The organism is Streptomyces oryzae (genome assembly GCF_017676365.1).
GTDB classification, from domain to species: domain Bacteria; phylum Actinomycetota; class Actinomycetes; order Streptomycetales; family Streptomycetaceae; genus Streptomyces; species Streptomyces oryzae.
Genome location: NZ_JADKMA010000041.1, coordinates 1 through 22033 on the forward strand (window position 1 = coordinate 1; position 22033 = coordinate 22033).

The 22033-nt window shown below is 69.7% G+C and carries 20 protein-coding genes and 1 riboswitch; of the genes, 13 read left to right on the plus strand and 7 right to left on the minus strand.

Annotation, left to right across the window (positions count from 1 at the left end; translation table 11 throughout):
* Positions 1–50: 50 nt before the first annotated feature.
* The 3 genes from glyA to gcvT form a co-directional block, all read right to left on the minus strand.
* A complete protein-coding gene (glyA, locus tag ITI46_RS10655; protein ID WP_209239220.1) occupies positions 51–1325 on the minus strand; it encodes a serine hydroxymethyltransferase in 1275 nt (424 codons plus the stop codon).
* 157 nt (positions 1326–1482) lie between these two features.
* The gene (gcvH, locus tag ITI46_RS10660; protein WP_209239221.1) at positions 1483–1863 is read right to left on the minus strand and encodes a glycine cleavage system protein GcvH; all 381 of its coding nucleotides are present in this window, start codon (positions 1861–1863) and stop codon (positions 1483–1485) included.
* A gap of 131 nt (positions 1864–1994) precedes the next feature.
* On the minus strand, positions 1995–3140 hold the full coding sequence (gene gcvT / locus ITI46_RS10665) for a glycine cleavage system aminomethyltransferase GcvT (RefSeq protein ID WP_209239222.1): 1146 nt from the start codon (positions 3138–3140) through the stop codon (positions 1995–1997).
* Positions 3141–3333: 193 nt separating this feature from the next.
* A riboswitch (glycine riboswitch) is annotated at positions 3334–3465 on the minus strand.
* A 165-nt stretch (positions 3466–3630) separates the two neighbouring features.
* Here gcvT and ITI46_RS10670 point away from each other — a divergent pair.
* Positions 3631–4494: an AAA family ATPase gene (locus tag ITI46_RS10670; RefSeq protein ID WP_372451898.1), complete on the plus strand. Its 864-nt coding sequence runs from the start codon at positions 3631–3633 to the stop codon at positions 4492–4494.
* On the opposite strand, the gene ITI46_RS10675 is transcribed toward ITI46_RS10670, so the two are convergent.
* Positions 4472–5149, minus strand: coding sequence for a hypothetical protein (locus ITI46_RS10675; RefSeq protein ID WP_209239224.1), 678 nt, complete (start codon positions 5147–5149; stop codon positions 4472–4474). The genes ITI46_RS10670 and ITI46_RS10675 overlap by 23 nt on opposite strands.
* 155 nt (positions 5150–5304) lie before the next feature.
* On the opposite strand from ITI46_RS10675, the gene ITI46_RS10680 reads away from it, so the two are divergent.
* The 11 genes from ITI46_RS10680 to ITI46_RS10730 all read left to right on the plus strand — a co-directional run bounded on the left by ITI46_RS10680 (position 5305) and on the right by ITI46_RS10730 (position 17275).
* Entirely contained in the window at positions 5305–6108 is an 804-nt protein-coding gene (locus ITI46_RS10680) for an enhanced serine sensitivity protein SseB (RefSeq protein ID WP_209239225.1), read from the plus strand.
* A 124-nt stretch (positions 6109–6232) separates the two neighbouring features.
* Positions 6233–7024, plus strand: coding sequence for an enhanced serine sensitivity protein SseB C-terminal domain-containing protein (locus ITI46_RS10685; protein ID WP_209239226.1), 792 nt, complete (start codon positions 6233–6235; stop codon positions 7022–7024).
* Positions 7025–7428: 404 nt separating this feature from the next.
* Positions 7429–8427 (plus strand): ABC transporter permease, encoded by a 999-nt coding sequence (locus ITI46_RS10690; RefSeq protein ID WP_209239227.1) that lies wholly within the window; start codon positions 7429–7431, stop codon positions 8425–8427.
* 68 nt (positions 8428–8495) lie between these two features.
* Positions 8496–10247 (plus strand): ABC transporter substrate-binding protein, encoded by a 1752-nt coding sequence (locus ITI46_RS10695; protein ID WP_209239228.1) that lies wholly within the window; start codon positions 8496–8498, stop codon positions 10245–10247.
* 161 nt (positions 10248–10408) lie between these two features.
* A complete protein-coding gene (locus ITI46_RS10700) occupies positions 10409–11407 on the plus strand; it encodes an ABC transporter permease (RefSeq protein WP_209239229.1) in 999 nt (332 codons plus the stop codon).
* Positions 11408–11487: 80 nt separating this feature from the next.
* The gene (locus ITI46_RS10705; RefSeq protein ID WP_372451900.1) at positions 11488–12609 is read left to right on the plus strand and encodes an ABC transporter ATP-binding protein; all 1122 of its coding nucleotides are present in this window, start codon (positions 11488–11490) and stop codon (positions 12607–12609) included.
* Positions 12610–12635: 26 nt separating this feature from the next.
* The gene (locus ITI46_RS10710; RefSeq protein ID WP_209239230.1) at positions 12636–13772 is read left to right on the plus strand and encodes an ABC transporter ATP-binding protein; all 1137 of its coding nucleotides are present in this window, start codon (positions 12636–12638) and stop codon (positions 13770–13772) included.
* A gap of 71 nt (positions 13773–13843) precedes the next feature.
* Positions 13844–14536 carry a trimeric intracellular cation channel family protein gene (locus ITI46_RS10715; RefSeq protein WP_307808123.1) on the plus strand — a complete coding sequence of 231 codons (693 nt, stop codon included), beginning with the start codon at positions 13844–13846 and terminating at the stop codon, positions 14534–14536.
* Positions 14537–14559: 23 nt separating this feature from the next.
* Positions 14560–15411 (plus strand): thioesterase family protein, encoded by an 852-nt coding sequence (locus tag ITI46_RS10720; protein ID WP_209239232.1) that lies wholly within the window; start codon positions 14560–14562, stop codon positions 15409–15411.
* Between the two features lie 87 nt (positions 15412–15498).
* Positions 15499–15975, plus strand: a complete 477-nt coding sequence (locus ITI46_RS10725; protein WP_209239233.1) for a Dps family protein — start codon at positions 15499–15501, stop codon at positions 15973–15975.
* A gap of 112 nt (positions 15976–16087) precedes the next feature.
* Positions 16088–17275 (plus strand): cysteine desulfurase family protein, encoded by a 1188-nt coding sequence (locus tag ITI46_RS10730; protein WP_209239234.1) that lies wholly within the window; start codon positions 16088–16090, stop codon positions 17273–17275.
* Between the two features lie 156 nt (positions 17276–17431).
* Here ITI46_RS10730 and ITI46_RS10735 read toward each other — a convergent pair whose 3' ends face one another.
* Positions 17432–18211 (minus strand): N-acetylmuramoyl-L-alanine amidase, encoded by a 780-nt coding sequence (locus ITI46_RS10735; RefSeq protein ID WP_209239235.1) that lies wholly within the window; start codon positions 18209–18211, stop codon positions 17432–17434.
* 55 nt (positions 18212–18266) lie between these two features.
* Here ITI46_RS10735 and mnmA point away from each other — a divergent pair, with 55 nt between their 5' ends.
* Complete coding sequence (gene mnmA, locus ITI46_RS10740) at positions 18267–19409, plus strand: tRNA 2-thiouridine(34) synthase MnmA (RefSeq protein WP_209239236.1); 1143 nt, start codon at positions 18267–18269, stop codon at positions 19407–19409.
* 31 nt (positions 19410–19440) lie between these two features.
* On the opposite strand, the gene ITI46_RS10745 is transcribed toward mnmA, so the two are convergent.
* A complete protein-coding gene (locus tag ITI46_RS10745; RefSeq protein ID WP_209239254.1) occupies positions 19441–19965 on the minus strand; it encodes an LOG family protein in 525 nt (174 codons plus the stop codon).
* Between the two features lie 128 nt (positions 19966–20093).
* Complete coding sequence (locus ITI46_RS10750) at positions 20094–21767, minus strand: glycine/sarcosine N-methyltransferase (protein WP_443742833.1); 1674 nt, start codon at positions 21765–21767, stop codon at positions 20094–20096.
* Positions 21768–22033: the final 266 nt, after the last annotated feature.

Genomic DNA, 22033 nt, shown 5'->3' on the forward strand with positions numbered 1-22033 from the left:
GGGGCTGCTCGAGAGGCAGCCCCTCCGGCGTCCGCCCCGGCCGGAGGGCCTTACTTGCCCAGCGTGGGGTACAGCGGGTGCTTCTCCGCGAGCGCCGTGACCCGCGCGGCGAGGGCCTTGCCCTTGGCGTCGTCGAAGCCCGGCAGCAGTGCCTCGGCGATGATGTCGGCGACCTCGGTGAAGTCCTCGTCCTGGAAGCCGCGGGTCGCCAGCGCGGGCGTCCCGATGCGCAGCCCCGAGGTCACCATCGGCGGCCGGGGGTCGTTGGGTACGGCGTTGCGGTTGACGGTGATGCCGATGTCGTGCAGCCGGTCCTCGGCCTGCTGCCCGTCCAGCTCGCTGTTGCGCAGGTCGACCAGCACGAGGTGGACGTCCGTGCCGCCGGACAGTACGGAGACGCCGGCCTCCACCGCGTCCGGGCGCAGCAGGCGCTCGGCGAGGATGCGTGCGCCGGAGAGCGTGCGTCGCTGCCGGTCCTTGAAGTCATCGCTGGCCGCGACCTTGAAGGCGACGGCCTTCGCGGCGATCACATGCTCCAGCGGGCCGCCCTGCTGGCCGGGGAAGACCGCGGAGTTGATCTTCTTGGCGTGCTCCTTCTTGGAGAGGATCACACCGCCGCGCGGCCCGCCGAGGGTCTTGTGCGTGGTGGTCGTGACGACGTCCGCGTACGGCACCGGGCTCGGGTGCAGCCCCGCGGCCACCAGCCCGGCGAAGTGCGCCATGTCCACCATCAGGTAGGCGCCCACCTCGTCGGCGATCCGGCGGAAGGCGGCGAAGTCCAGCTGGCGCGGGTAGGCGGACCAGCCCGCGATGATCAGCTGCGGGCGGTGCTCCTTGGCCAGCCGCTCGACCTCGTCCATGTCGACCCGGCTGGTCTGCTCGTCCACCTTGTAGGCGACGACGTTGTAGAGCTTGCCGGAGAAGTTGATCTTCATGCCGTGGGTGAGGTGGCCGCCGTGCGCCAGGTCCAGACCCAGGATGGTGTCGCCCGGCTTGAGCAGCGCGAACATCGCGGCGGCGTTGGCCTGGGCGCCGGAGTGCGGCTGTACGTTGGCGGCCTCGGCGTCGAACAGCGCCTTGATGCGGTCCCTGGCCAGGGACTCGACCACGTCGACGTACTCGCAGCCACCGTAGTAGCGGCGGCCGGGGTAGCCCTCGGCGTACTTGTTGGTGAGGACCGAGCCCTGGGCCTCCATGGAGGCGACCGGAGCGAAGTTCTCCGAGGCGATCATCTCGAGGGTGGACTGCTGGCGGTGGAGTTCGGCGTCGACGGCGGCGGCGACGTCGGGGTCGACCTCGTGGAGAGAACCGTTCAGAAGCGACATGGAAGAACCGTCCCTGTGAAGTGGCGGCGGAGTGGGCAAGCGGAGTGGCAAGCGGCCTCGGTGATCCGAGGCGGCCCCGGGCGATCCGAGGCGGCCTCGGGCGACCGGGCGGGCCCCTCGGGTGACCGGGCGGACCTCGGTCACCCGAGGGGGCGCCTCAGCTGCCTGAGGCGAAAGCGGCGTACTCGTCGGCCGAGAGCAGGTCGTCCGGCACCTCGGAGATCTTCACCTTGAACAGCCAGCCGCCCTCGAACGGGGCGGAGTTCACCAGCGCCGGGTCGTCCACCACTTCCTGGTTGACCTCGGTGATCTCACCCGAGGCCGGGGAGTAGAGGTCGCTGACGGACTTGGTGGACTCCAGCTCGCCACAGGTCTCGCCCGCGGTCACGGTGTCGCCGACCTCGGGGAGCTGGACGAAAACCACGTCACCGAGTGCGTTGGCGGCGTGCTCGGTGATACCGACCGTCGCGACGCCGTCCTCGACGTCCGACAGCCACTCGTGCTCCTTGCTGTAGCGGAGCTGCTGGGGGTTGCTCATGAGTCTGATTCTCCCGGATGCGAAAGGTGCAGTGAAAACGGTCTTGGCAGGTGAAACCGGGGGCCCGAACTCGGCGCCACCGGGGGAAAGAGCTCGGCCACGCTGCCGGCCCGGTCCCTCGTACTGGTGACTCAGCCCTTCTTGTCCCTCGTGTAGAAGGGCAACGCCACAACCTCGTACGGCTCGTGGGAGCCCCGGATGTCCACGGCGACCCCCTTCGTTCCGGGTTCCGCGTGTGCCGCGTCCACGTACGCCATGGCGATCGGCTTGCCCAGGGTGGGGGAGGGAGCCCCGGAGGTGATTTCGCCCACAACGGCCCCGTCCGCCACCACGGAGTAGCCGGCGCGCGGTACGCGGCGCCCCTCGGACACCAGTCCGACCAGCTTGCGCGGCGGCGCGGACTTGGCCCGCTCGGCAGCGGCGGCCAGCGCGTCCCGGCCCACGAAGCGGCCCTCGTTCGTCGTTTTCTCGAACTTGACGACTCTGCCCAGACCCGCGTCGAACGGGGTCAGCGCGGTGGACAGCTCGTGTCCGTACAGCGGCATGCCCGCCTCCAGGCGCAGCGTGTCGCGGCAGCTGAGCCCGCACGGCACCAGGCCGGCGCCCTGGCCCGCATCCGTCAGTGCCTCCCAGACCGCGACGGCGTCGTCGGGGGAGACGAACAGCTCGAAGCCGTCCTCGCCGGTGTAACCCGTACGGGCGATGAGCGCGGACTTGCCGGCCACTATGTCCCGCTCGCCCGCGTAGTAGCGCAGCCCGTCCACGTCGAAGCCGGTCAGCTGCTTCAGGATGCCCGCGGCTGCCGGCCCCTGGACGGCGATGAGCGCGTACTTGTCGCGGTCGTCGCGCACCTCGGCGCCGTATCCGTCCTGCCGTTCGACCAGCGCGTCGAGGACGGTCTGCGCGTTGGCGGCGTTGGCGACCACCAGATACTCGCGCTCGTCCTGCTCGCCCAGCCGGTAGACGATCAGATCGTCGAGGATGCCGCCGTTCTCGTCGCAGATCATGGTGTAGCGGGCGCGGCCGACGGCCAGCTTGGAGAGGTTGCCGACCAGTGCGTAGTCCAGCAGTTCGCCCGCCTGCGGCCCGGTCACGGCGATCTCCCCCATATGGGAGAGGTCGAAGAGGCCGGCGGCCGAGCGCACGGCCAGATGCTCCTCGCGCTCGCTGCCGTAGCGCAGCGGCATGTCCCAGCCGGCGAAGTCGGTCATGGTGGCGCCCAGCGCGCGATGCGTGGCGTCCAGCGCGGTCTTGTGTGCGGCCGGTGGTTCGGTCATGCAGGCTCCCAGAGTTCCGATGAGTCCCAATGAGTCCCCACAAGGGGTATGACGCGGATGTCCTCCCCATCTGTCATCGGAACCTGAGAGGTTCGCCGACAGCTCCCGAACGGCTGGAGCCCGGCTTGCACCTTGGGTGGGATCGCCGGCCCGCGCCGGGGCGGGAGCGCGGCGGTCCGCTTTTCAGATCTGCCTAGCCTGCGCGGTAACGGGGCCTGAGAGATTCAAGGGAGGATCTTGCTCCTTCGGCGCCCCGGTGTGCGGATGCGGTAGCTGACATGCGAGGACTGCTGCCGCCTGCCGGGGACTCTCCCGCGCGGGTTCGAACGGCCGGTATGGAGTTGAGTCCGCACATCATCGCACGGGTGAGCGGGCCCTGGCTGCCCCTGAGCGGAAGCACTTCGCCTTGAATCGCATTACCTTTTCTTTACATACTGGGGGAAGGTGATGGCCGAGCCGTCGCCCGGGGAGGGGAGATCCATTGGGCAGCTTGTGCAGTGCCGACACGGTGCCGAGGAGCGCGCGGGCGGGCCCCGCGGCCCGCTCCGTGGTCCGCCACGACCTGCGCCGTTCCGCCGCGGCGCGGACGCTTCGCTATCGGACGGGGGATGTGGTGGTCGTCTCCGGGCTGCCGGGCGGCGGCAAGTCCACCCTGATCAGAACCGCGGTCCCGGCACACGGCGATGTCGTCCGTATCGACTCGCAGGACACCCGGGAGCGCTGGGAGCGGCGGATGCCGCGCTGGCTGCCGTACGGCGTCTACCGGCCGCTGGTGCGGCTCGCGCACTACGCGGGGCTGCGCGCGGCGCTCGGCTCCGGGGCCTCCGTCGTGGTGCACGACTGCGGTACGCAGAGCTGGGTGCGCCGCTGGCTGGCCCGGGACGCGGTACGCCGGGGCCGTTCGCTCCATCTGCTGCTGCTCGACGTCTCGCCCCGGGACGCGCTGGCCGGGCAGACCGCGCGGGGCAGAAGCGTGTCCGGATACGCCTTCCGCCGTCACCTGCGTGCAGTACGCAGACTGCGGTCCGCCGCCGAGGCGGGACGGCTGCCCGCGGGCTGCGCCTCCTCGGTGCTGCTCGACCGGGGCGCGGCACAGGCCCTGCGGTCCGTGCTCTTCGAACGACTGCCCCCATCGGTGCCCATGGAGGTCTCCACCTATGTGCGGCCGGTGCCCGCGCCCGCCCGGGTGCCGACGGCGCCCGCGCCCGCGCCGGTGGCGTCCGTGCCGCCCGCGCGGGCGGGGCCCCGGACGCCGACGGTCCCGCCGCCCGGGAGGGGCGACGGGACCGCGGAGGGGGACACCTGTGACCGGGCCCCGGATGTGACCGGGGTCAGTGGCCGTCCACCGGGGTGACCGGCTTCTGCGGCTGCTGCCCGGGGGTCAACCCCTGCGGCAGGAGCCCCTGCCCCGGCTTCGCGGGCTTCGCGGGCTGACCGGGCTTGGCGTTCTGGCCGGGCTTTGCGGGCTGACCGGGCTTCGCAGGCTTGGCGGGCTGGCCCGGCTTCGCGGCCTGGCCCGGCTTCGCGGCCTCGCCGGGGGCGGCCGGCTTTCCGGGCTTGGGCTCCGAGGGCTTGGGCTCGGACGGCTTCGGCTCCCCGGGCTTGGGCTCGGCGAGCTTCTGCTGCTTCGTCGGCTGTTCGGGCTTCTGCGGCTGCGCCGGCTTCTGGCCCGACTCGGGCTTCTGGGCGGCGCCCGGCTTCTGGCCCGTCGCCGGGTTCTGCTGCTCCAGCGGATCGTCCTGGGGGGCTGCAGGCTTCTGCTGCTGGCCCGGCTTCTGCGGCTGCGCCGGCTTCTGCTCCTGCGCAGCGTTGTCTCCCGACGGCTCCGGCTTGCCCGGTTCCGTTCCGGTGTCGTGGTCGGCGGGTTGATGGACGCCGGGCCGGTGTCCCGGGGTGTGGTCCGCGGGCAGCGAGGACGCCGCGGAGGAGGCCGCGCCCGCCGCGCCGATGGCGAGCGAGCCGGCCAGGGAAACGGTGACGGCGGTGGCGGTGAGTCTGTTCACTCGCATGTGCTCTCCTCCAATGAGCGTGCCGGATGGCACAAAATGGAACGAAACCCACTTTTCGGGCGATGAATGGGAGTCGCAACCGGAGCGTCGCCGGACGAGTCCCCGAGCCCTCCCTCGCGGCACCGCACACGGAGATCACGGATAGGCTTGTCCGTATGACAGTTCCCTCGCAGCCCCAGCCGCAGCAGCCGCAGCACTTCGGGCCCGGGCACGGGGGCGGCTGGCCCGGCAACGAGCTGGAGGAAGCCCTGGCCGCCTCGCTCCAGGTGCCGCACGCGGGCGCCCGGCTGCTGGAGGTGCTGGCCCGCAGCAGCGTATGGGTGCCGCTTCCGGAAGGCGGCAGCCGGGAGAGCCGCGAACTGGACCTGCCCACCATCGAGTTGGACGGCGCGGTCTATGTGCCGGTCTTCAGCTCGGAGGAGCAGTTCCTGAACGTCGTCGGCTCGCACATGTCCTTCACCGTCGCCCCGGCCCGCCAGTTCGCGCGCGGCCTTCCGCCGGGGGTCGGTATCGCGCTGAACCCGGAGGGGACGGTGGGGGTACCGCTGCCCGCTGAGGCCGTCGCGGAGCTGTGCGGGAACACCCCGGCCGAGCAGTCCGCGGCCGGTGTGGCGCGGGGCGCGCGGGTGCGGCTGTTCGAGCCTGACTGGCAGGACGACCCGCTCTCGTTCCTCACCGCGGCCTCGTCGGAGTTCGCCGCGCTCCCGGCCGTGCGTACCGCCCGGCGCGGCCTGGCCAGCATGGAGGGCGATCCGCCTGCGCTGTTCATCGGGGTGGAACTCGAGCTGCTGGAGCCGGAGTCCAGGCAGGCGGCGCACGACGCGCTCGGCAGGGCGCTGCACCTGGTCCAGGTGCCCTGGCCGGTGCAGATGGTGCTGCTGGACGCGGCCGACGACCCGGTGGTGGAGTGGATGCGCCAGTGCGTGCGCCCCTTCTACACCCGTGACTCGCACGCCTGAGCGCCGTACGGAGCCGAGCTGAGTACGAGTACTGATCCCCCGGCCCGCTCTTAAGCTGGTTGGATAGCGGTGAGGGGCGACGAGTCGGGCAAGGGAACGGCGGCAGTGTGGAAGGGCGGCCCAGGTGAGCGCGGGTGGAAGCGTCGAACAGCTCCTGCGACGGGTGTCGCCCGCTGCGGTGGACACCTACGAGACCTATGAGGCCCTGCTCCAGGCGCTGGCGGGCAGCCAGGTGTGGATGCTGCTGTGGAACGGCCAGGCCGGTGCACCCGACGCGCAGTACGGCAACATGGAGGTGGCCGGATACGGTTACGCCCCCTGTGTGACCTCGGCCCAGGAGCTGGCGGCCTCCGGCTGGAACCGCGCACACGAGGTCGTCGGCGGCCGGGACATTGCCGCGGCGCTCTTTCCCGACCGCTGGGGAATTTGGCTGAATCCGCACGCTCCCGGTGGTGGCGTGGGCATTCCGTGGGTGGATCTGCGGCGGATCGCGGTCGGCCTCGACCAGCTACCGGCCGGCCCGCTGGGGATCAGTGAGCCGACCCTGGACATCCCGCAGTTCTACGCACTGCTGACGCAGAACGCACACCACACGCCGGTCGTCCGTTCGCTGCGCCGCGCCTGGGTGCGCCCCGCGCTCGGCGTCCCGTATCTCGCCGTCGGCCTCGACCTCTACGACAACGGTCCGGCGTCCGTCGAGGCAGCGCGGCGGATGATGGCCCAGTCGGTCACCGCGGTCCCGGCCGGACTGCCCGTCTCCAGCGTCGCCATGGCGGACGACTACGACCCGGTGGCGATGTGGATGCGCAGCCAGTCCCGTCCGTTCTTCGACCGGGACGCACACCGTCCGGCGGGCTACGACGCGTCGCGCGCGCCGGCTCCCGGCTTCGGTTACGGCTACCCGCGCCCCTTCTGAGCGGGGCGCCAGCCTCTGCCGAGGCGGCCGGACCGGGCAAGGAGCCCGCCCGGATCGGGTCCGATCGGATCCGGACCGAGCCCCGGACAGAGATCGGAATCCGGACGCGTTTTTGGCGTCACAGACCCTATGGATTCCGGACAAAATCCCAGGTCTCGCACCGCTCAACGTCAACATCCGTCCGCATAACGGAACATGATGCGTCACATCACAGTTGCGCATCCTTTCCCCGCCAGGTCTGGCGACTGGTCGAGACCGCGATGAAGACTCCCCGGTAATCAGCCGCCAGCAGGCCGAAGTCCGGCCTACCGCCGGAACGGCTTGCGAACGTCTTCAGAACTTTGACCGCTACAGCGGTGTGCGTGGACTGGTCAACTGCCGGTCGAGAAGGGGTCCCCAACACGATGACGGCACCACTGCACGAGGAAACGGTCGCCGACAGCGCGGCCGTGGAGCCGGCCCTCAACAAGGCCGAAAAGGCGATCGAGGGCCGCTCACTCGGCCGGATCGCCTGGGAACGGCTCAAGCGTGACAAGGTGGCGCTGATCGGCGGCGCGATCGTCCTGCTGCTGGTCCTGGTCGCGATCTTCGCGCCGGCGATCGCGGCGTTGACCGGGCAGTCGCCGAACGAGCGGCACGAGGATCTGATCGATCCGCTCTTCAGCACACCAAAGGGCGCGTTGGGCGGTATGTCCGGTGAGCACCTGCTGGGTGTGGAGCCGGTCAGCGGCCGCGACATCCTCGCCCGGATCGTCTACGGGGCGCGTGTCTCGATCCTCGTCGGCTTCCTCTCGGCCGTCGTCGCGGTCATCTTCGGCACCATCCTCGGCACGCTCGCCGGCTACTTCGGCGGCTGGCTGGACGCACTCATCAGCCGGGTGATGGACATGCTGCTGGCCTTCCCGCAGCTGCTGTTCATCATCTCCCTGATCTCCGTCATGCCGAACCACCTGTTGGGCCTGACCGGTACGGGCGTGCGGCTGCTGGTGATGATCCTGGTCATCGGGTTCTTCGGCTGGCCCTACATCGGTCGCATCGTACGCGGCCAGGTGCTCTCGCTGCGCGAGCGGGAGTACATCGAGGCGGCCCGCAGCCTGGGTGCGGGGCGCGGCTACATCATCAGCAAGGAGCTGCTGCCCAACCTGGTCGCGCCGATCACCGTCTACATGACCCTGATGATCCCGACCAACATCCTCACCGAGGCCGCGCTCAGCTTCCTCGGCGTGGGCGTCAAGCCGCCGACCGCCTCCTGGGGCTCGATGCTCTCGGACGCCGTGACCTACTACGAGTCCGACCCGATGTACATGATCATCCCCGGCGTCGCCATCTTCATCACGGTGCTCGCCTTCAACCTCTTCGGTGACGGCGTACGCGACGCACTGGACCCGAAGGGCACCCGTTGATCCCCCATCCCAGACCCCGGCCCCGCCCAGCCCGTGCGGGCCGTGACCTACCACGGAGGTTGCGAGACGTGACACATCTACGCGCATCAAGGCGCCGATTGGCCGCGCTCTCGGCCGTCGCCGCCGCCACGCTGCTGGCCACCACGGCCTGCGGCGGTGGCGACAGCGACAGCGAGGGCGGTGGCGAGTTCAACGCGGGCGTCAACAAGGTCGCCAACGCCTCGAACAAGAAGGGCGGGACGCTGAAGTTCGTCGGCGTCCAGGACGCGGACTCCTGGGACACCACGCGTATGTACTACGCGTTCGCCTTCGACTTCGCGCGCTTCTACAGCCGCCAGCTGGTCAGCTACACCCCCAAGCCCGGCAAGAAGAGCGTCGAGCTCAAGCCGGACCTGGCCACCGACCACGCCCAGATATCCGACGACGGCAAGACCTACAAGTACACCCTCAAGGACGGCCTGAAGTGGGAGGACGGCAAGCCGATCACCTCCCAGGACGTCAAGTACGGCATTGAGCGGCAGTGGGCGCAGAAGACCCTCTCCGGCGGGCCGACCTACCTCAAGGACGTGCTCGACCCGGACGGCAAGTGGAAGGGCCCCTACGACGATAAGGGGGACTTCGACGGCATCAAGACGCCGGACGACAAGACCATCGAGTTCCATCTGGCGAAGCCCAACGGTGACTTCGAGCAGATGCTGGCGATGCCCACCAACTCGCCGGTGCGCAAGGACAAGGACACCAAGTCCAAGTACACGCTGCACCCCTTCTCCTCGGGCCCGTACAAGTTCAAGTCGTACACCCCGAACAAGTCGCTGCTCCTGGTGCGCAACAAGAACTGGGACCGCAACAGCGACCCGCTGCGCAAGGCGCTGCCCGACCAGGTCAAGGTCACGCTGCTCACCAACCCGGACGAGCGCGACAAGCGACTGATCAACGGTGACGCCGACCTCGACCTCAACCAGCGCGGTATGGAGGTCCAGGGCCGGCAGTCCGCGCTCAAGCAGCACAAGGGCAACGTGGACAACCCGGACACCGGGTTCATCTCGTACGTGGCCTTCCCGCAGAGCGTGAAGCCGTTCGACAACATCCACTGCCGCAAGGCCGCCATCTACGGCACCGACCACAAGTCCGTGCAGACCGCGCGCGGTGGCCCCACCGCCGGTGGTGAGCTGGCCGTCAACATGCTGCCGCCCGTGGTTCCCGGCCACAAGGACAGCGACGACCAGTACGGCATCCGCAAGAACGGCGGCAAGGCCGCCGTCGCCAAGGCCAAGGAAGAGCTCAAGAAGTGCGGCAAGCCCAACGGCTTCAGCACCACGCTCGCCGTGCGCAACACCGACAAGAACGACGTGAAGTCCGCCGAGTCCATCCAGGCGTCGCTCAAGAAGGTCGGCATCAAGGTGGACATCGACGAGTTCGACGGCGCCCAGGGCTCCTCGATCGTCGGTAACCAGGCCACGGTCAAGAAGAAGAACTACGGCATGGTCCTCTACGGCTGGGGCCCGGACTTCCCGAGTGGCCAGGGCTACGGCATCGAGCTGTGGCACAGCTCGAAGATCCGGGACAACGGCAACAACAACTACGCGCTGATCGACGACAAGAAGATCGACAAGGGTCTCGAGGACGCGATCGCCGAGATGGACCCGGACAAGGCCGCCGAGAAGTACGCCCAGGTCAACCATGACGTCATGGCGGGTGCCTACTACCTGCCGCTGACCTACATGAAGATCGTGCAGTGGCGTTCGGACCGGCTCACCAACGTCTACGCGGCCGACTCCTACAGCGGCTGGTACGACTTCGCGTCCCTCGGCGTCAAGTGACCCCCCAGGTCAGCGAATCCTCGAGGTTCGCCACCGATATCACCATCTGACGGCGCCACCCGCCGCTGGCACGAAGGGCAGGTGAAGGCCGCTACGGCGGCCCGGCCGCCCGCTCCCCGACCGGGAGCGGGCCCGGGCCGCCGACGGGCGGCCGGAGAGCAGTGCTCACATACCTCATCAGGCGGCTGTTCGCCGTCGCAGTGATGCTGGTCGTCATCATTCTGGCGGTCTTCTGCATCTTCTTCCTGATCCCCAAGTGGACGGGGATCGATCCGGCAACCATGTTCGTCGGCAAGCAGGCCGACAAGGACAGCATCGAAGCCGTCCGCCAGAAGCTCCAGCTGGACGACCCGGTCCTGGTGCAGCTCTTCGAGTTCTTCAAGGGCCTCTTCGTCGGCCGGGACTACACCGCCGGGGGCGACACCACGCACTGCTCGGCCCCCTGCTTCGGCTACTCCTTCCGTACCGAGCAGGAGATCTGGCCGGTGCTGACGGACCGGCTCCCGGTCACACTCTCGCTCGCGCTGGGCGCCGCGGTGATCTGGCTGCTGATCGGGCTGACCGTCGGTGTGCTCTCCGCACTCAAGCGGGGCAGCCTGTGGGACCGGCTGGCCATGACCGGCGCGCTGGCCGGCGTCTCGCTGCCCGTCTACTTCACCGGTCTGATCTCGCTGGCAATCTTCGCCTACCAGCTCGACCTGGTGAGCAACTCCTTCACCCCGTTCAGCGAGAACGCGGGCAAGTGGTTCAGCGGCATGATCCTGCCCTGGATCACCCTCGCCTTCCTCTTCGGCGCGATGTACGCCCGGCTGACCCGGGCCACCATGCTCGAGGTGATGGGCGAGGACTACATACGCACCGCCCGCGCCAAGGGGCTCAAGGAGCAGGTCGTCATCGGCAAGCACGCCATGCGCTCCACCATGACGCCCGTTCTCACGCTCCTCGGCATCGACATCGGCGCCCTGATGGGCGGAGCGATCCTCACCGAGACCACCTTCAGCATCCCCGGACTCGGGCAGGCCGTGCTCAAGGCGATCACCGACCGCGACCTCCCGCTGATCCTGGGCGTCACCCTCATCACCGCAACCGCCGTCGTCATCGCGAATCTCATCGTGGACCTGCTGTACGGCGTGATCGACCCACGAGTGAGGCTGGGATGACCGACCACGAGCACAAGTCCCCCGAGGACAGCAAGCCCGAGCCCGCCGAGGACGCCGCCGAGGCGAAGCAGGCCGAGGACGTGGCTCCCGCGGCTCCCGCGGCGGCGTCCGGCCTGACCGGCACCGGCACCGCGCCCGGCGAGGTGGAGCTGGACAAGCAGCCGCCCACGGCGTTCCTCGAAGTACGCGATCTGCGGGTGCACTTCCCCACCCAGGACGGGCTGGTCAAGTCCGTCGACGGGCTCTCCTTCACCCTGGAGAAGGGCAAGACCCTCGGTATCGTCGGCGAGTCCGGCTCCGGCAAGTCCGTCACCTCGCTCGGCATCATGGGGCTGCACACCGTCGGCCAGTACGGCAGGCAGCGCCCGCGGCTCTCCGGCGAGATCTGGCTGAACGGGCAGGAGCTGCTGAGCGCCGACCCGGAGGCGGTGCGCAAGCTGCGCGGCCGCGAGATCTCGATGATCTTCCAGGACCCGCTCTCGGCGCTGCACCCCTTCTTCACCGTCGGTCACCAGATCGTCGAGGCGTACCGCGTCCACCACAACGTCGACAAGAAGACGGCCCGCAAGCGCGCCGTCGAACTGCTCGACCGCGTCGGCATCCCCGAGCCCGGCAAGCGGGTGGACAGCTATCCGCACGAGTTCTCCGGCGGTATGCGCCAGCGCGCGATGATCGCGATGTCGCTGGTCAACAACCCCGAGCTGCTGATCGCCGACGAGCCCACCACGGCGCTGGACGTGACCGTGCAGGCGCAGATCCTCGACCTGATCCGCGATCTGCAGAAGGAGTTCGGCTCCGCCGTCATCATCATCACCCACGACCTGGGCGTCGTCGCCGAGCTGTCCGACGACATCCTGGTGATGTACGGCGGGCGCTGCGTCGAGTACGGCACCGCCGAGCAGGTCTTCTACGAGCCGCAGCACCCCTACACCTGGGGGCTGCTGGGCTCCATGCCGCGGATCGACCGGGACAGGTCCGACCGGCTGATCCCGGTCAAGGGCTCGCCGCCCAGCCTCATCAACGTCCCCTCCGGCTGCGCCTTCAACCCGCGCTGCCCGTACGCGGACGTTCCCGAGGGCGACGTCACCCGCACCACGCGGCCCGAGCTGCGCGAGGTGAAGCCCGGGCACCTGGCCGCCTGTCACATGGCGCAGGAGGACAGGGAGCGGATCTGGAACGAAGAGATTGCCCCGAAGCTGTGAGCCCCGTGAGTGAGGACGACGAGCCGATGACGAAACCCGAGAAATCCCCGGGCTCCGAGCAGACGGCAGGCTCCACGACCGCGCCGGGCGAGAGCACGGGCACGGCGGCCGAGCCGCGCCAGGGCGAACCGCTGCTGAAGGTCAGCGGTCTCAAGAAGCACTTCCCCGTCACCAAGGGCCTCTTCAAGCGGCAGGTCGGCGCTGTGCTGGCGGTCGACGGGCTCGACTTCGAGGTACGGGCCGGCGAGACCCTCGGCGTGGTGGGCGAGTCCGGCTGCGGCAAGTCGACGATGGGCCGGCTGATCACCCGGCTGCTCGAACCGACCGGCGGCTCCATCGAGTTCGAGGGCACGGACATCACGCACCTGGGCGTGCGGGGCATGCGTCCGATGCGGCGCGACGTCCAGATGATCTTCCAGGACCCGTACTCCTCGCTGAACCCCCGGCACACGGTCGGCGCCATCGTCAGCGCGCCGTTCAAGCTGCAGGGCGTGCAGCCGGAGGGCGGCGTCAAGAAGGAGGTGCAGCGGCTGCTGGAGGTGGTCGGGCTCAGCCCCGAGCACTACAACCGCTATCCGCACGAGTTCTCCGGCGGGCAGCGCCAGCGCATCGGCATCGCCCGCGCGCTGGCCCTGAGCCCGAAGCTGGTGGTGGCCGACGAGCCGGTCTCCGCGCTGGACGTCTCCATCCAGGCGCAGGTCGTCAACCTCCTGGACGACCTCCAGGAAGAGCTCGGCCTGACCTACGTGATCATCGCCCACGACCTGTCCGTCATCCGCCATGTCTCGGACCGGATCGCGGTGATGTACCTGGGCAAGATCGTTGAGCTGACCGACCGGCAGTCGCTGTACGACACACCCATGCACCCGTACACGCGGGCGCTGCTGTCGGCGGTGCCGGTGCCGGATCCGCGCCGCAAGGCGGCGGACGGCCGGGAGCGGATTCTGCTGCAGGGCGATGTGCCGTCGCCGATGAACCCGCCGTCCGGGTGCCGGTTCCATACCCGGTGCTGGAAGGCGACGGAGGTGTGCCGGACGAAGGAGCCGCCGCTGGTCCCGCTGGCGGCGGGGCACAATGTGGCCTGCCATCATCCGGAGAATGCGCCGGATCAGGAGCCCGGTGACACCAAGTTGCTGCGCGAGGCCGGTGTCAGTAAGAGCTGACCTCTCCGGGGGCGCCCTTTCCGATGAGGGGGCGCCCCTGGACGTTGTCTGCTTCCGGATACAAAGGTGCGGTGGAAACCCTCTTCAGTCCTCCCTTGCAGCACTGGCTGGATATCGCCGGCATCTTTGTCTTCGCCATCTCCGGGGCGCTGCTGGCGGTGCGCCGCAACTTCGACGTGTTCGGTATCGCCGTCCTGGCCGAGGTCACCGGCCTCGGCGGCGGTCTGTTCCGCGATGTCGTGATCGGCGCGGAGCCTCCGGCCGCCTTCACCGATCTCGGGTACTTCCTGACGCCGCTCGTCTCCGCCGTCCTGGTCTTCTTCCTGCACCCGCAGGTGGAACGGATCAACAAGGCGGTGAGCGTCTTCGACGCGGCGGGGCTGGGGCTCTTCTGCGTGACGGGCACGCTCAAGGCGAACGAGTACGGCCTGGGGCTGACGTCCTCGGTCGTGATGGGCCTGGCCACGGCCGCCGGGGGCGGGGTGCTGCGTGACGTGCTGGCCAACGAGGTGCCCTCGCTGCTGCGCTGGGACCGCGAGGTCTACGCCGTCCCGGCGATCGTCGGGTCCAGCGCCGTGGCACTGCTGATCCACCTGGACGCGGTACGCCCCAGCACCACTCTGGGCGCCGCGCTGCTCGCGTTCGTCCTGCGGCTGCTGGCGCTGCGCTACAACTGGCGGGCGCCGCGCGCATGGAAGCGCAGCAGCGCACGGGTGGACACAGAGGCGACGAGCGGCACACCAGACACGTCTACCGGCGGGTAATAAAACCGGTGTACGGTTCCACCATGTCCGAGGCACCATCCCAGGTCACTCCGCACGCGCCCGTCGGCGGCAGCGAGTTCGACCGCGACACCATGGTCCGCACCCGCGAGCCCGGCGTGCACGAGGCGCAGCTCTCCCCGGGCTGGGCGATAGGCAAGGCCCTCAACGGCGGCTACCTGCTGGCCGTACTGGGCCGTGCCCTGCGCCAGGCACTCCCGCACCCGGACCCGTTCACCATCACGGCCCACTATCTGACCGCCACCGTGGCCGGCCCCGCCACCGTCCGCACCTCGGTGGCCCGCGCAGGCCGCACCGTCTCCACCGCCTCCGCCGGGCTCTACCAGACGGACAGCCGCGGTACGGAGGTCGAACGCATCCGCGTACTGGCCACCTACGGCGACCTGGACGCGCTCACCGACGACGTCCGCACCAGCGCCGAGCCGCCCGCCATGCCGCCGCGGGAGCAGTGCTTCCGCGCCACCGACCACCCCGGCGGCGACGCGGCCGTGCCGGAGATGGGGCGCAGGCTCGATCTGCGGCTCGACCCGGAGACCTGTGGCTGGGCCCTCGGGGCGCCCAGCATGCGGGGCGAGATCCGGGCCTGGCTCGAGCTCGCGGACGGCCGTGACCCCGATCCGCTCTCGGTGCTGATGGCGGTGGACGCCCTGCCGCCCACCGGTTTCGACCTCGGCCTCACCGGCTGGGTGCCCACCGTGGAGCTCACCGTGCATGTGCGGGCCAGGCCGGCGCCCGGCCCGCTCCGCGTCGCCATCACCACCCGGAACCTGGCCGGCGGGTTCCTGGAGGAGGACGCCGAGGTGTGGGACACCGCCGACCGCCTGGTCGCGCAGTCCCGGCAGTTGGCCCGCGCTTAGGACGGCCCCGGGCGTGGCCGGGGTCCGCTTTCTCCCTGTGTGCTTACTTTGGTGGAGAAAGTGACCGTCTGAGAGAAAGCGACGCCCGTGACCTACACCGTGAAGAGCACGCTTCCCGAGTCGGATCTGCAGACCGTCGCCGAGGCGCTGCAAGGCACGCTGCTGGACCTCATCGACCTCTCCCTCGCCGCCAAGCAGATCCACTGGAACGTGGTCGGGCCGCGCTTCCGGTCCATCCACCTCCAGCTCGACGAGGTCGTCGACACCGCACGCCAGTACTCCGACACCGTCGCCGAACGCGCCTCGGCGCTCGGCGTCAGCCCCGACGGCCGCTCCACCAGGGTCGCCGGCGGCAGTGCCATCGCCACCGTCAAGGAGGGCTGGCTCCCCGACAACGACGCCGTCCGCCTCATGGTCGAGGCACTGGGCGCCGTCGTCACCAAGGCCAGGGAGCGGATGAAGGCCGTAGGGCCCGTCGACCCGGTCACCGAGGACGTCTTCATCCAGCTCATCGGCGTGCTGGAAAAGGAACACTGGATGTTCCAGGCGGAGAACCGCGGCTGAGCGGCGCGGGAGGGCTCCCGGCTCTCCCGCGCACATCGCGGAACCCACACGGCAGCGTGCGCTGCTACGCGCCGGTCGTGCGCCCCGCGGGGAACCGTAGGATTGAGTAACCATGGCTGACTCCGCCCACCCCGCCTATCTCGACCACGCCGCCACCACGCCCATGTGGCCCGAAGCGGTGCGGACGATGACCGAACAGCTCGCGGTCGTCGGCAACGCCTCCTCGCTGCACGGCGCGGGGCGGCGTGCGCGGCGCACCGTAGAGGAGTCCCGGGAGTCGCTCGCGGCCTCGCTGGGTGCCAGGCCCAGCGAAGTGGTCTTCACCGCGGGCGGCACCGAGGCGGACAACCTCGCGGTGAAGGGGCTGTACTGGGCGCGCCGGGACCAGGACCCGCGGCGTACGAGAGTGCTGGCGGGTCCGGCGGAGCACCACGCAGTCCTGGACGCCGTCGAGTGGCTCGCCGAGCACGAGGGCGCGCGCCTGGAGTGGCTGCCGGTGGACGGGTACGGGAGGGTGCACCCCGAGGCGCTGCGCGAGGCCATCGGGCGGGACCCGTCCGATGTCGCGCTGGCCACCGTGATGTGGGCGAACAACGAGATCGGCACCGTCACCCCGATTCCGGAACTGGCCGAGGTGGCAGCGGAGTTCGAGGTCCCGCTGCACTCGGACGCGGTGCAGGCGTTCGGCCAGCTCGACCTCTCCTTCGAGGAGTCGGGGCTGGCCGCGATGGCCGTCACCGGGCACAAGACCGGCGGCCCTTACGGCGTCGGCGCCCTGCTGCTGCGGCGCGAGTACGCCCCCGTACCGCTGCTGCACGGCGGCGGTCAGGAGCGGCATGTCCGCTCCGGCACCCTGGACACCCCCGCCATCGCCGCGTTCGCCACGGCAGCGCGGGTGTCCGTCGAGCGGCGGGCCGACTTCGTCCACGAGGTGGGCGCGCTGCGGGACGCGCTGGTGGCGGCCGTCCTCGACGCCGTGCCCGACGCGGTGCTCAACGGCGACCCCGACCCGGCCGGGCGGCTCCCGGCCAACGCGCACTTCTCCTTCCCCGGCTGCGAGGGCGATTCGCTGCTGCTGCTCCTGGACGCGCAGGGGATCGAGTGTTCGACGGGCTCGGCCTGTACGGCGGGCGTCGCGCAGCCCAGCCACGTACTGCTGGCCACCGGTACCGACCCGGACCTGGCCCGCGGCACGCTCCGCTTCTCGCTGGGCCACACCTCGACGAAGGCGGACGTGGACGCCCTCGCCGAAGCGATCGGCCCGGTCGTCGAGCGCGCCCGGGCCGCGGGGTTGAGTTAGGGCTGCTGAGGAGGGGGCTGCCCCGGTCTGTGGGCGGCAGTCTGCGGGTGCTTTGTGGCTGGTCGCTCCCCCAAGTTCTCGGCTTCGCTCGAACAGGGGGGACCCCCACCGCGGCGGAGCCGCAAATGAACACAGTCCCGCGCCCCTTCGGGGCGCTCACTTGTCGCGCAACGTGCTCTCCACCTTCATCTCCGTCCGCACCAGCCGCAGGTACTTGTCCCAGTCCCAATGCCGGCCCGGATCGGTGTGATCCGCGCCGGGCACCTCGTTGTGCCCGATGATGTGCCGGCGATCCGCCGGAAATCCGTACCGCGCGCAGATCCCGGCCGTCAGCTTGGCGGAGGAGCGGTACATGGCCTCCGTGAAGTCCTGCGGGCGGTCTATCCAGCCCTCGTGCTCGATGCCGACACTGCGTTCGTTGTACTCCCGGTTCGCCGCGTGGAAGGCGACATCCAGCTCGCGGATCATCTGGATGATCTGGCCGTCCTTGCAGACGATGTAGTGCGCGGCGGCCTGGTGCGCCGGGTTGCGGAAGACTTTCACGGCGGCCGCGGCGGTGCCCTGCGTGACGTGGATGATCACCCGGTCGATGCCGTAGTCGGCGGGCCGGTCCCCGCGCCGCAGGTTCCCGTCCGCTGCGGCCACCCACCGGGCGCGGGCGTCGTCCACCTCGCCCTCCAGCCGGGGCTTGTCGTTCCCCGGCATCCGCCACCACCAGCGCTTGAGCTCCTGCTGGGTGGCCACCCCGAGCACCCCCAGCCCCAGCACGGTGCTGCCCGCGATCAGCAGCCTGCGCCGGGCGACACCGTGCTTGCGCCGGCCGCCCCCGCTCTGCCGGCCGCCCTCGTCCCGGCCCTCGCCGGGCCCCTGACCGCCGTCGCCGGGTCCTGCATCCTCGGGGCCGTTCGGCCGCCCGTCATCCGCCGCCTGTCCCATACGCTTCCTAACGCGTTCGGGTCACCCGGTCGTTCCGTCTACCCTGGAGGACGCTATGACTACTGCATCCTCGCGGGGGACCTCCTCCGCGCGCCCGCTGCGTGTGCTGGCCGCCATGTCCGGAGGGGTGGACTCCGCCGTCGCGGCGGCCCGCGCCGCCGAGGCGGGACACGACGTGACGGGCGTGCATCTGGCTCTGTCCGCCAACCCTAAGTCGTTCCGTACGGGCGCGCGCGGCTGCTGCACCATCGAGGACTCGAACGACGCGCGCCGTGCCGCCGATGTGATCGGCATCCCGTTCTACGTGTGGGACCTGGCCGAACGCTTCCGCGAGGACGTCGTGGAGGACTTCGTCGCGGAGTACGAGGCAGGCCGTACGCCCAATCCCTGCCTGCGCTGCAACGAGAAGATCAAGTTTGCCGCGCTGCTGGACAAGGCGCTCGCGCTGGGCTTCGACGCGGTGTGCACCGGCCACTACGCCACTGTGGTGACGCATGAGGACGGGCGCCGCGAATTGCACCGGGCGAGTGACGCGGCCAAGGACCAGAGCTATGTGCTCGGGGTGCTGGACGAGCGGCAGCTGGCCCATGCGATGTTCCCGCTGGGCGACACCCTCACCACCAAGGACGAGATCCGCGCCGAGGCCGAGCGGCGCGGCCTCTCCGTGGCCAAGAAGCCCGACAGCCACGACATCTGCTTCATCGCCGACGGCGACACCCAGGGCTTCCTCGCCTCCCGGCTGGGCCGGGCCGAGGGAGACGTGGTCGACGAGTCCGGCACCAAGGTGGGCACCCACGACGGTGCGTACGGCTTCACCATCGGCCAGCGCAAGGGCCTGCGGCTGGGCCACCCGGCCCCGGACGGCAAGCCCCGCTATGTGCTGGACATCTCCCCGGTCGACAACACGGTGACCGTGGGCCCCGCTGCCTCCCTCGACGTCGCCGCGCTCACCGCCGTACGCCCCCGCTGGTGCGGCGAGCCGCCCGCGGACGGCCCCCGCCGCTACACGGCACAGCTGCGCGCGCACGGTGCCGAGACACCGGTGGAGGCGGAGCTGGTCGGCGGTGAGCTGCGGGTACGGTTCGCCGCGCCGGAGCGCGGAGTGGCCCCGGGCCAGGCGATCGTGCTGTACGACGGCACGCGGGTGGTGGGCTCCGCGACGATCGACCGGACGGAGCGCGCCGTTCCGGCTGCCTGAGCCGGCGTCGGGGCGCTGCTGGCCGGAACGCTCAGGCTCCCAGCAGCTCCAGTGCCTGCTGGGCGTCGTCCGCGAAGGTGACCAGATCCGACAGCGGGATGGGCAGGAACCCCTCGGCCTCCATCCGGGCCATCTGCTGCCGGAGTCCGTCGTAGAAGCCCGCCGTGTTGAGCAGCACCACCGGCTTGGTGTGCATGCCGTGCTTGCGCAGTTCCAGGATCTCGGTCGCCTCGTCCAGCGTGCCGGTGCCGCCGACCAGGACCACGATCGCGTCCGCCCGGTCCAGCATCAGCGCCTTGCGCTCCGCCAGATCGGCGGCGACGACCATCTCGTCGGCGTTCGCCCGTGCCATGTCACGCAGGAACTCCACCGAGATGCCGATGAGCCGCCCGCCCGCCTCCTGCACACCGTCGGCGACGACCTTCATCAGCCCGGAGTCCGAGCCGCCCCACACCAGGCTGTGGCCCCGCTTGCCGATGAGCTTCGCGAACTCGCGGGCTGCTTCGGTGTAGACGCTGTCGAGCTCGGCGGCGGAGCAGAAGACACAGATGTTCATGGGTGCGGAGGAGGCCATGCCGCACAGCCTATGACCGGGCTCGGTGCGGTGGAAGCCCGGCTGTCCGGCGGCTGCCCGCCCTCCCAGGACAGGGGAGGGCGGGCAGCACTGCGGTGTCCGGGTCCGGGTCAGCCCTTGGCCAGCGTGAAGCGGAAGATGCCCCAGGTGAGACGGTGCTTCTTGCCGCCGTCGACCCAGTGGGCAAGGCCCTTCTTCATCTGGCTGAGATAGTCGCTGCTGACCTTCGAGGCGAGCCCTTCGCCCTCCTGCCGCTCGGTCTCCTCCAGCACCCGCCCGTAGTGCATGACGAGTTGCTCACGCAGGTCCTCGAACCCGCCGTCGGAGTCGGCGTGCTGGGTCGGGGTGAAGCCGAGGCGGGTGAGCTCGCGCTTGTAGAAGCCGGGGGAGCCCATGTCGTCCAGGTGGATACGGTCCAGGATGGGCTGGATGGCGCTGAGGTCGGTGCCGTCGGCGGCCATCGGGTCGGTGAAGACCAGCTGCCCGCCCGGCTTGAGGACCCGCCGGATCTCCTCCAGCACCCGCAGCCGGTCCCCGCTGTGCAGGAACGCGTCCTGCGACCAGACCACGTCCACGCTGGAGTCGGGGAACGGCACGCTCTCGAAGGAGCCGTCCACGACCTCGATCCGGTCGGTCAGACCGCGGATCGCGTTGAGCTCCTTGTGCCGCTGGTTCTCCACCTCGCTGAGGTTGAGGGCCTGTACGGTGCAGCCGAACGTTTCGGCGAGGTAGCGGGCCGAGCCGCCGAAGCCGGAGCCGAGGTCGAGGACCCGGGAGGCCTTGGTGAGGCCGAGCCCGGAGGCCATCCGCTCGACGGTGCGGCGGCTGGCGTCGGCGATGGGCTCCTGGGCGTCCGCATAGACGCCGACGTGAATGTCCTCGCCGCCCCAGACGGTGGAATAGAAGGCGTCGGCGTCCGGGGAGTTGTAATAACTCCGCGCCGTATTCACGGCACCGCCGTAAGCGCCTTCTCCCTGATCCTCCATCCGGTATTCCTTCTCCGCGACATGCACGAAGAAGTCGGGCTGCTCGTCCCGGTAGGTGTGCTGGAAGTCGCCGTACGTCTCGATGCGCTGGAACCCGACCTCGGACATGAGGCGCCGCGTGTAGTCCTTGCGGAGCGGGAACATGTTGAGGTGGTAGGCCGAGCTGTCCGGGAAGCGGTACCGCATGCGGCACAGCCCCTCGTCGACGTATTCCGGTTCCACTGCGACATCTTCGCCGCAGTAGTAGTACGTGTGCTTGCTGGAGTAGCCGCGATCGAGAATCGCGTCGTAGTTGCGCTGATCCAGGATGAGGATTCCGTCGTGCTTCAGCATCGCGTAGAACTCGGCCAGCGCCTTGCGCCGGTCGCGTTCCGAGAACAGATGCGTGAAGGAGTTGCCGAGGCACACGATGGCGTCGTACTCACCGTGAACGTCCCGGTTGAGCCATCGCCAGTCCGCCTGGACGACCCGCAGGATGTGGTCGCCGTTCTTCATTCCGTTCTCGAACGCCATCGCGAGCATATCGGCGCTGCCGTCCGCGCTCACGGTTTCGAACCCGGCTTCCAGTAGCCGTACGGAATGGAACCCGGTCCCTGTCGCGACGTCGAGAACGCTCCTTACGCCCCGCTTCCGAAGCAGGTCGATGAAGAAATTTCCCTCGCTCTCCGCTCGCTTCTCCCAATCTATGAGAGAATCCCACTTCTCCACGAAGCTGGGGACGTATTCCTCTGTGTAGTGTCCGGTCTCCCGAACCTCGACGGGGTTGTCTCCGAATTCCTGAGCCGGTCGCGCGGAAATGACGAAACCTCCAGTGGTAGAGACGGTGGCCCATGGCGCGGTCGCCGAGGACGCACCAGGCTTCGGGCTCGGTGAACCGCGCGTGGTCTCCGGTGCATAGCTATCCACCCCCCGGAGATCTATGCCACCAACTCGCTGGCGCACGCATGCGATTGTCCGGAAAACGCGCTCCGACCAGCCACTTTCCGATTCCAGATTCTCGCCGGGCCGGTGCGGGCCACCTGCCGCAGCAAACAGGACAGTTGGGTATGCTGCGGCTGGCAGCA

Coding starts and splice junctions, on each gene's coding strand:
- glyA (WP_209239220.1), bottom strand. CDS start 1,325: ATGTCGCTTCTGAACGGTTCTCTCCACGAGGTCGACCCCGACGTCGCC.
- gcvH (WP_209239221.1), bottom strand. CDS start 1,863: ATGAGCAACCCCCAGCAGCTCCGCTACAGCAAGGAGCACGAGTGGCTG.
- gcvT (WP_209239222.1), bottom strand. CDS start 3,140: ATGACCGAACCACCGGCCGCACACAAGACCGCGCTGGACGCCACGCAT.
- ITI46_RS10675 (WP_209239224.1), bottom strand. CDS start 5,149: ATGCGAGTGAACAGACTCACCGCCACCGCCGTCACCGTTTCCCTGGCC.
- ITI46_RS10680 (WP_209239225.1), top strand. CDS start 5,305: ATGACAGTTCCCTCGCAGCCCCAGCCGCAGCAGCCGCAGCACTTCGGG.
- ITI46_RS10690 (WP_209239227.1), top strand. CDS start 7,429: ATGACGGCACCACTGCACGAGGAAACGGTCGCCGACAGCGCGGCCGTG.
- ITI46_RS10710 (WP_209239230.1), top strand. CDS start 12,636: ATGACGAAACCCGAGAAATCCCCGGGCTCCGAGCAGACGGCAGGCTCC.
- ITI46_RS10720 (WP_209239232.1), top strand. CDS start 14,560: ATGTCCGAGGCACCATCCCAGGTCACTCCGCACGCGCCCGTCGGCGGC.
- ITI46_RS10730 (WP_209239234.1), top strand. CDS start 16,088: ATGGCTGACTCCGCCCACCCCGCCTATCTCGACCACGCCGCCACCACG.
- ITI46_RS10735 (WP_209239235.1), bottom strand. CDS start 18,211: ATGGGACAGGCGGCGGATGACGGGCGGCCGAACGGCCCCGAGGATGCA.
- mnmA (WP_209239236.1), top strand. CDS start 18,267: ATGACTACTGCATCCTCGCGGGGGACCTCCTCCGCGCGCCCGCTGCGT.
- ITI46_RS10745 (WP_209239254.1), bottom strand. CDS start 19,965: ATGAACATCTGTGTCTTCTGCTCCGCCGCCGAGCTCGACAGCGTCTAC.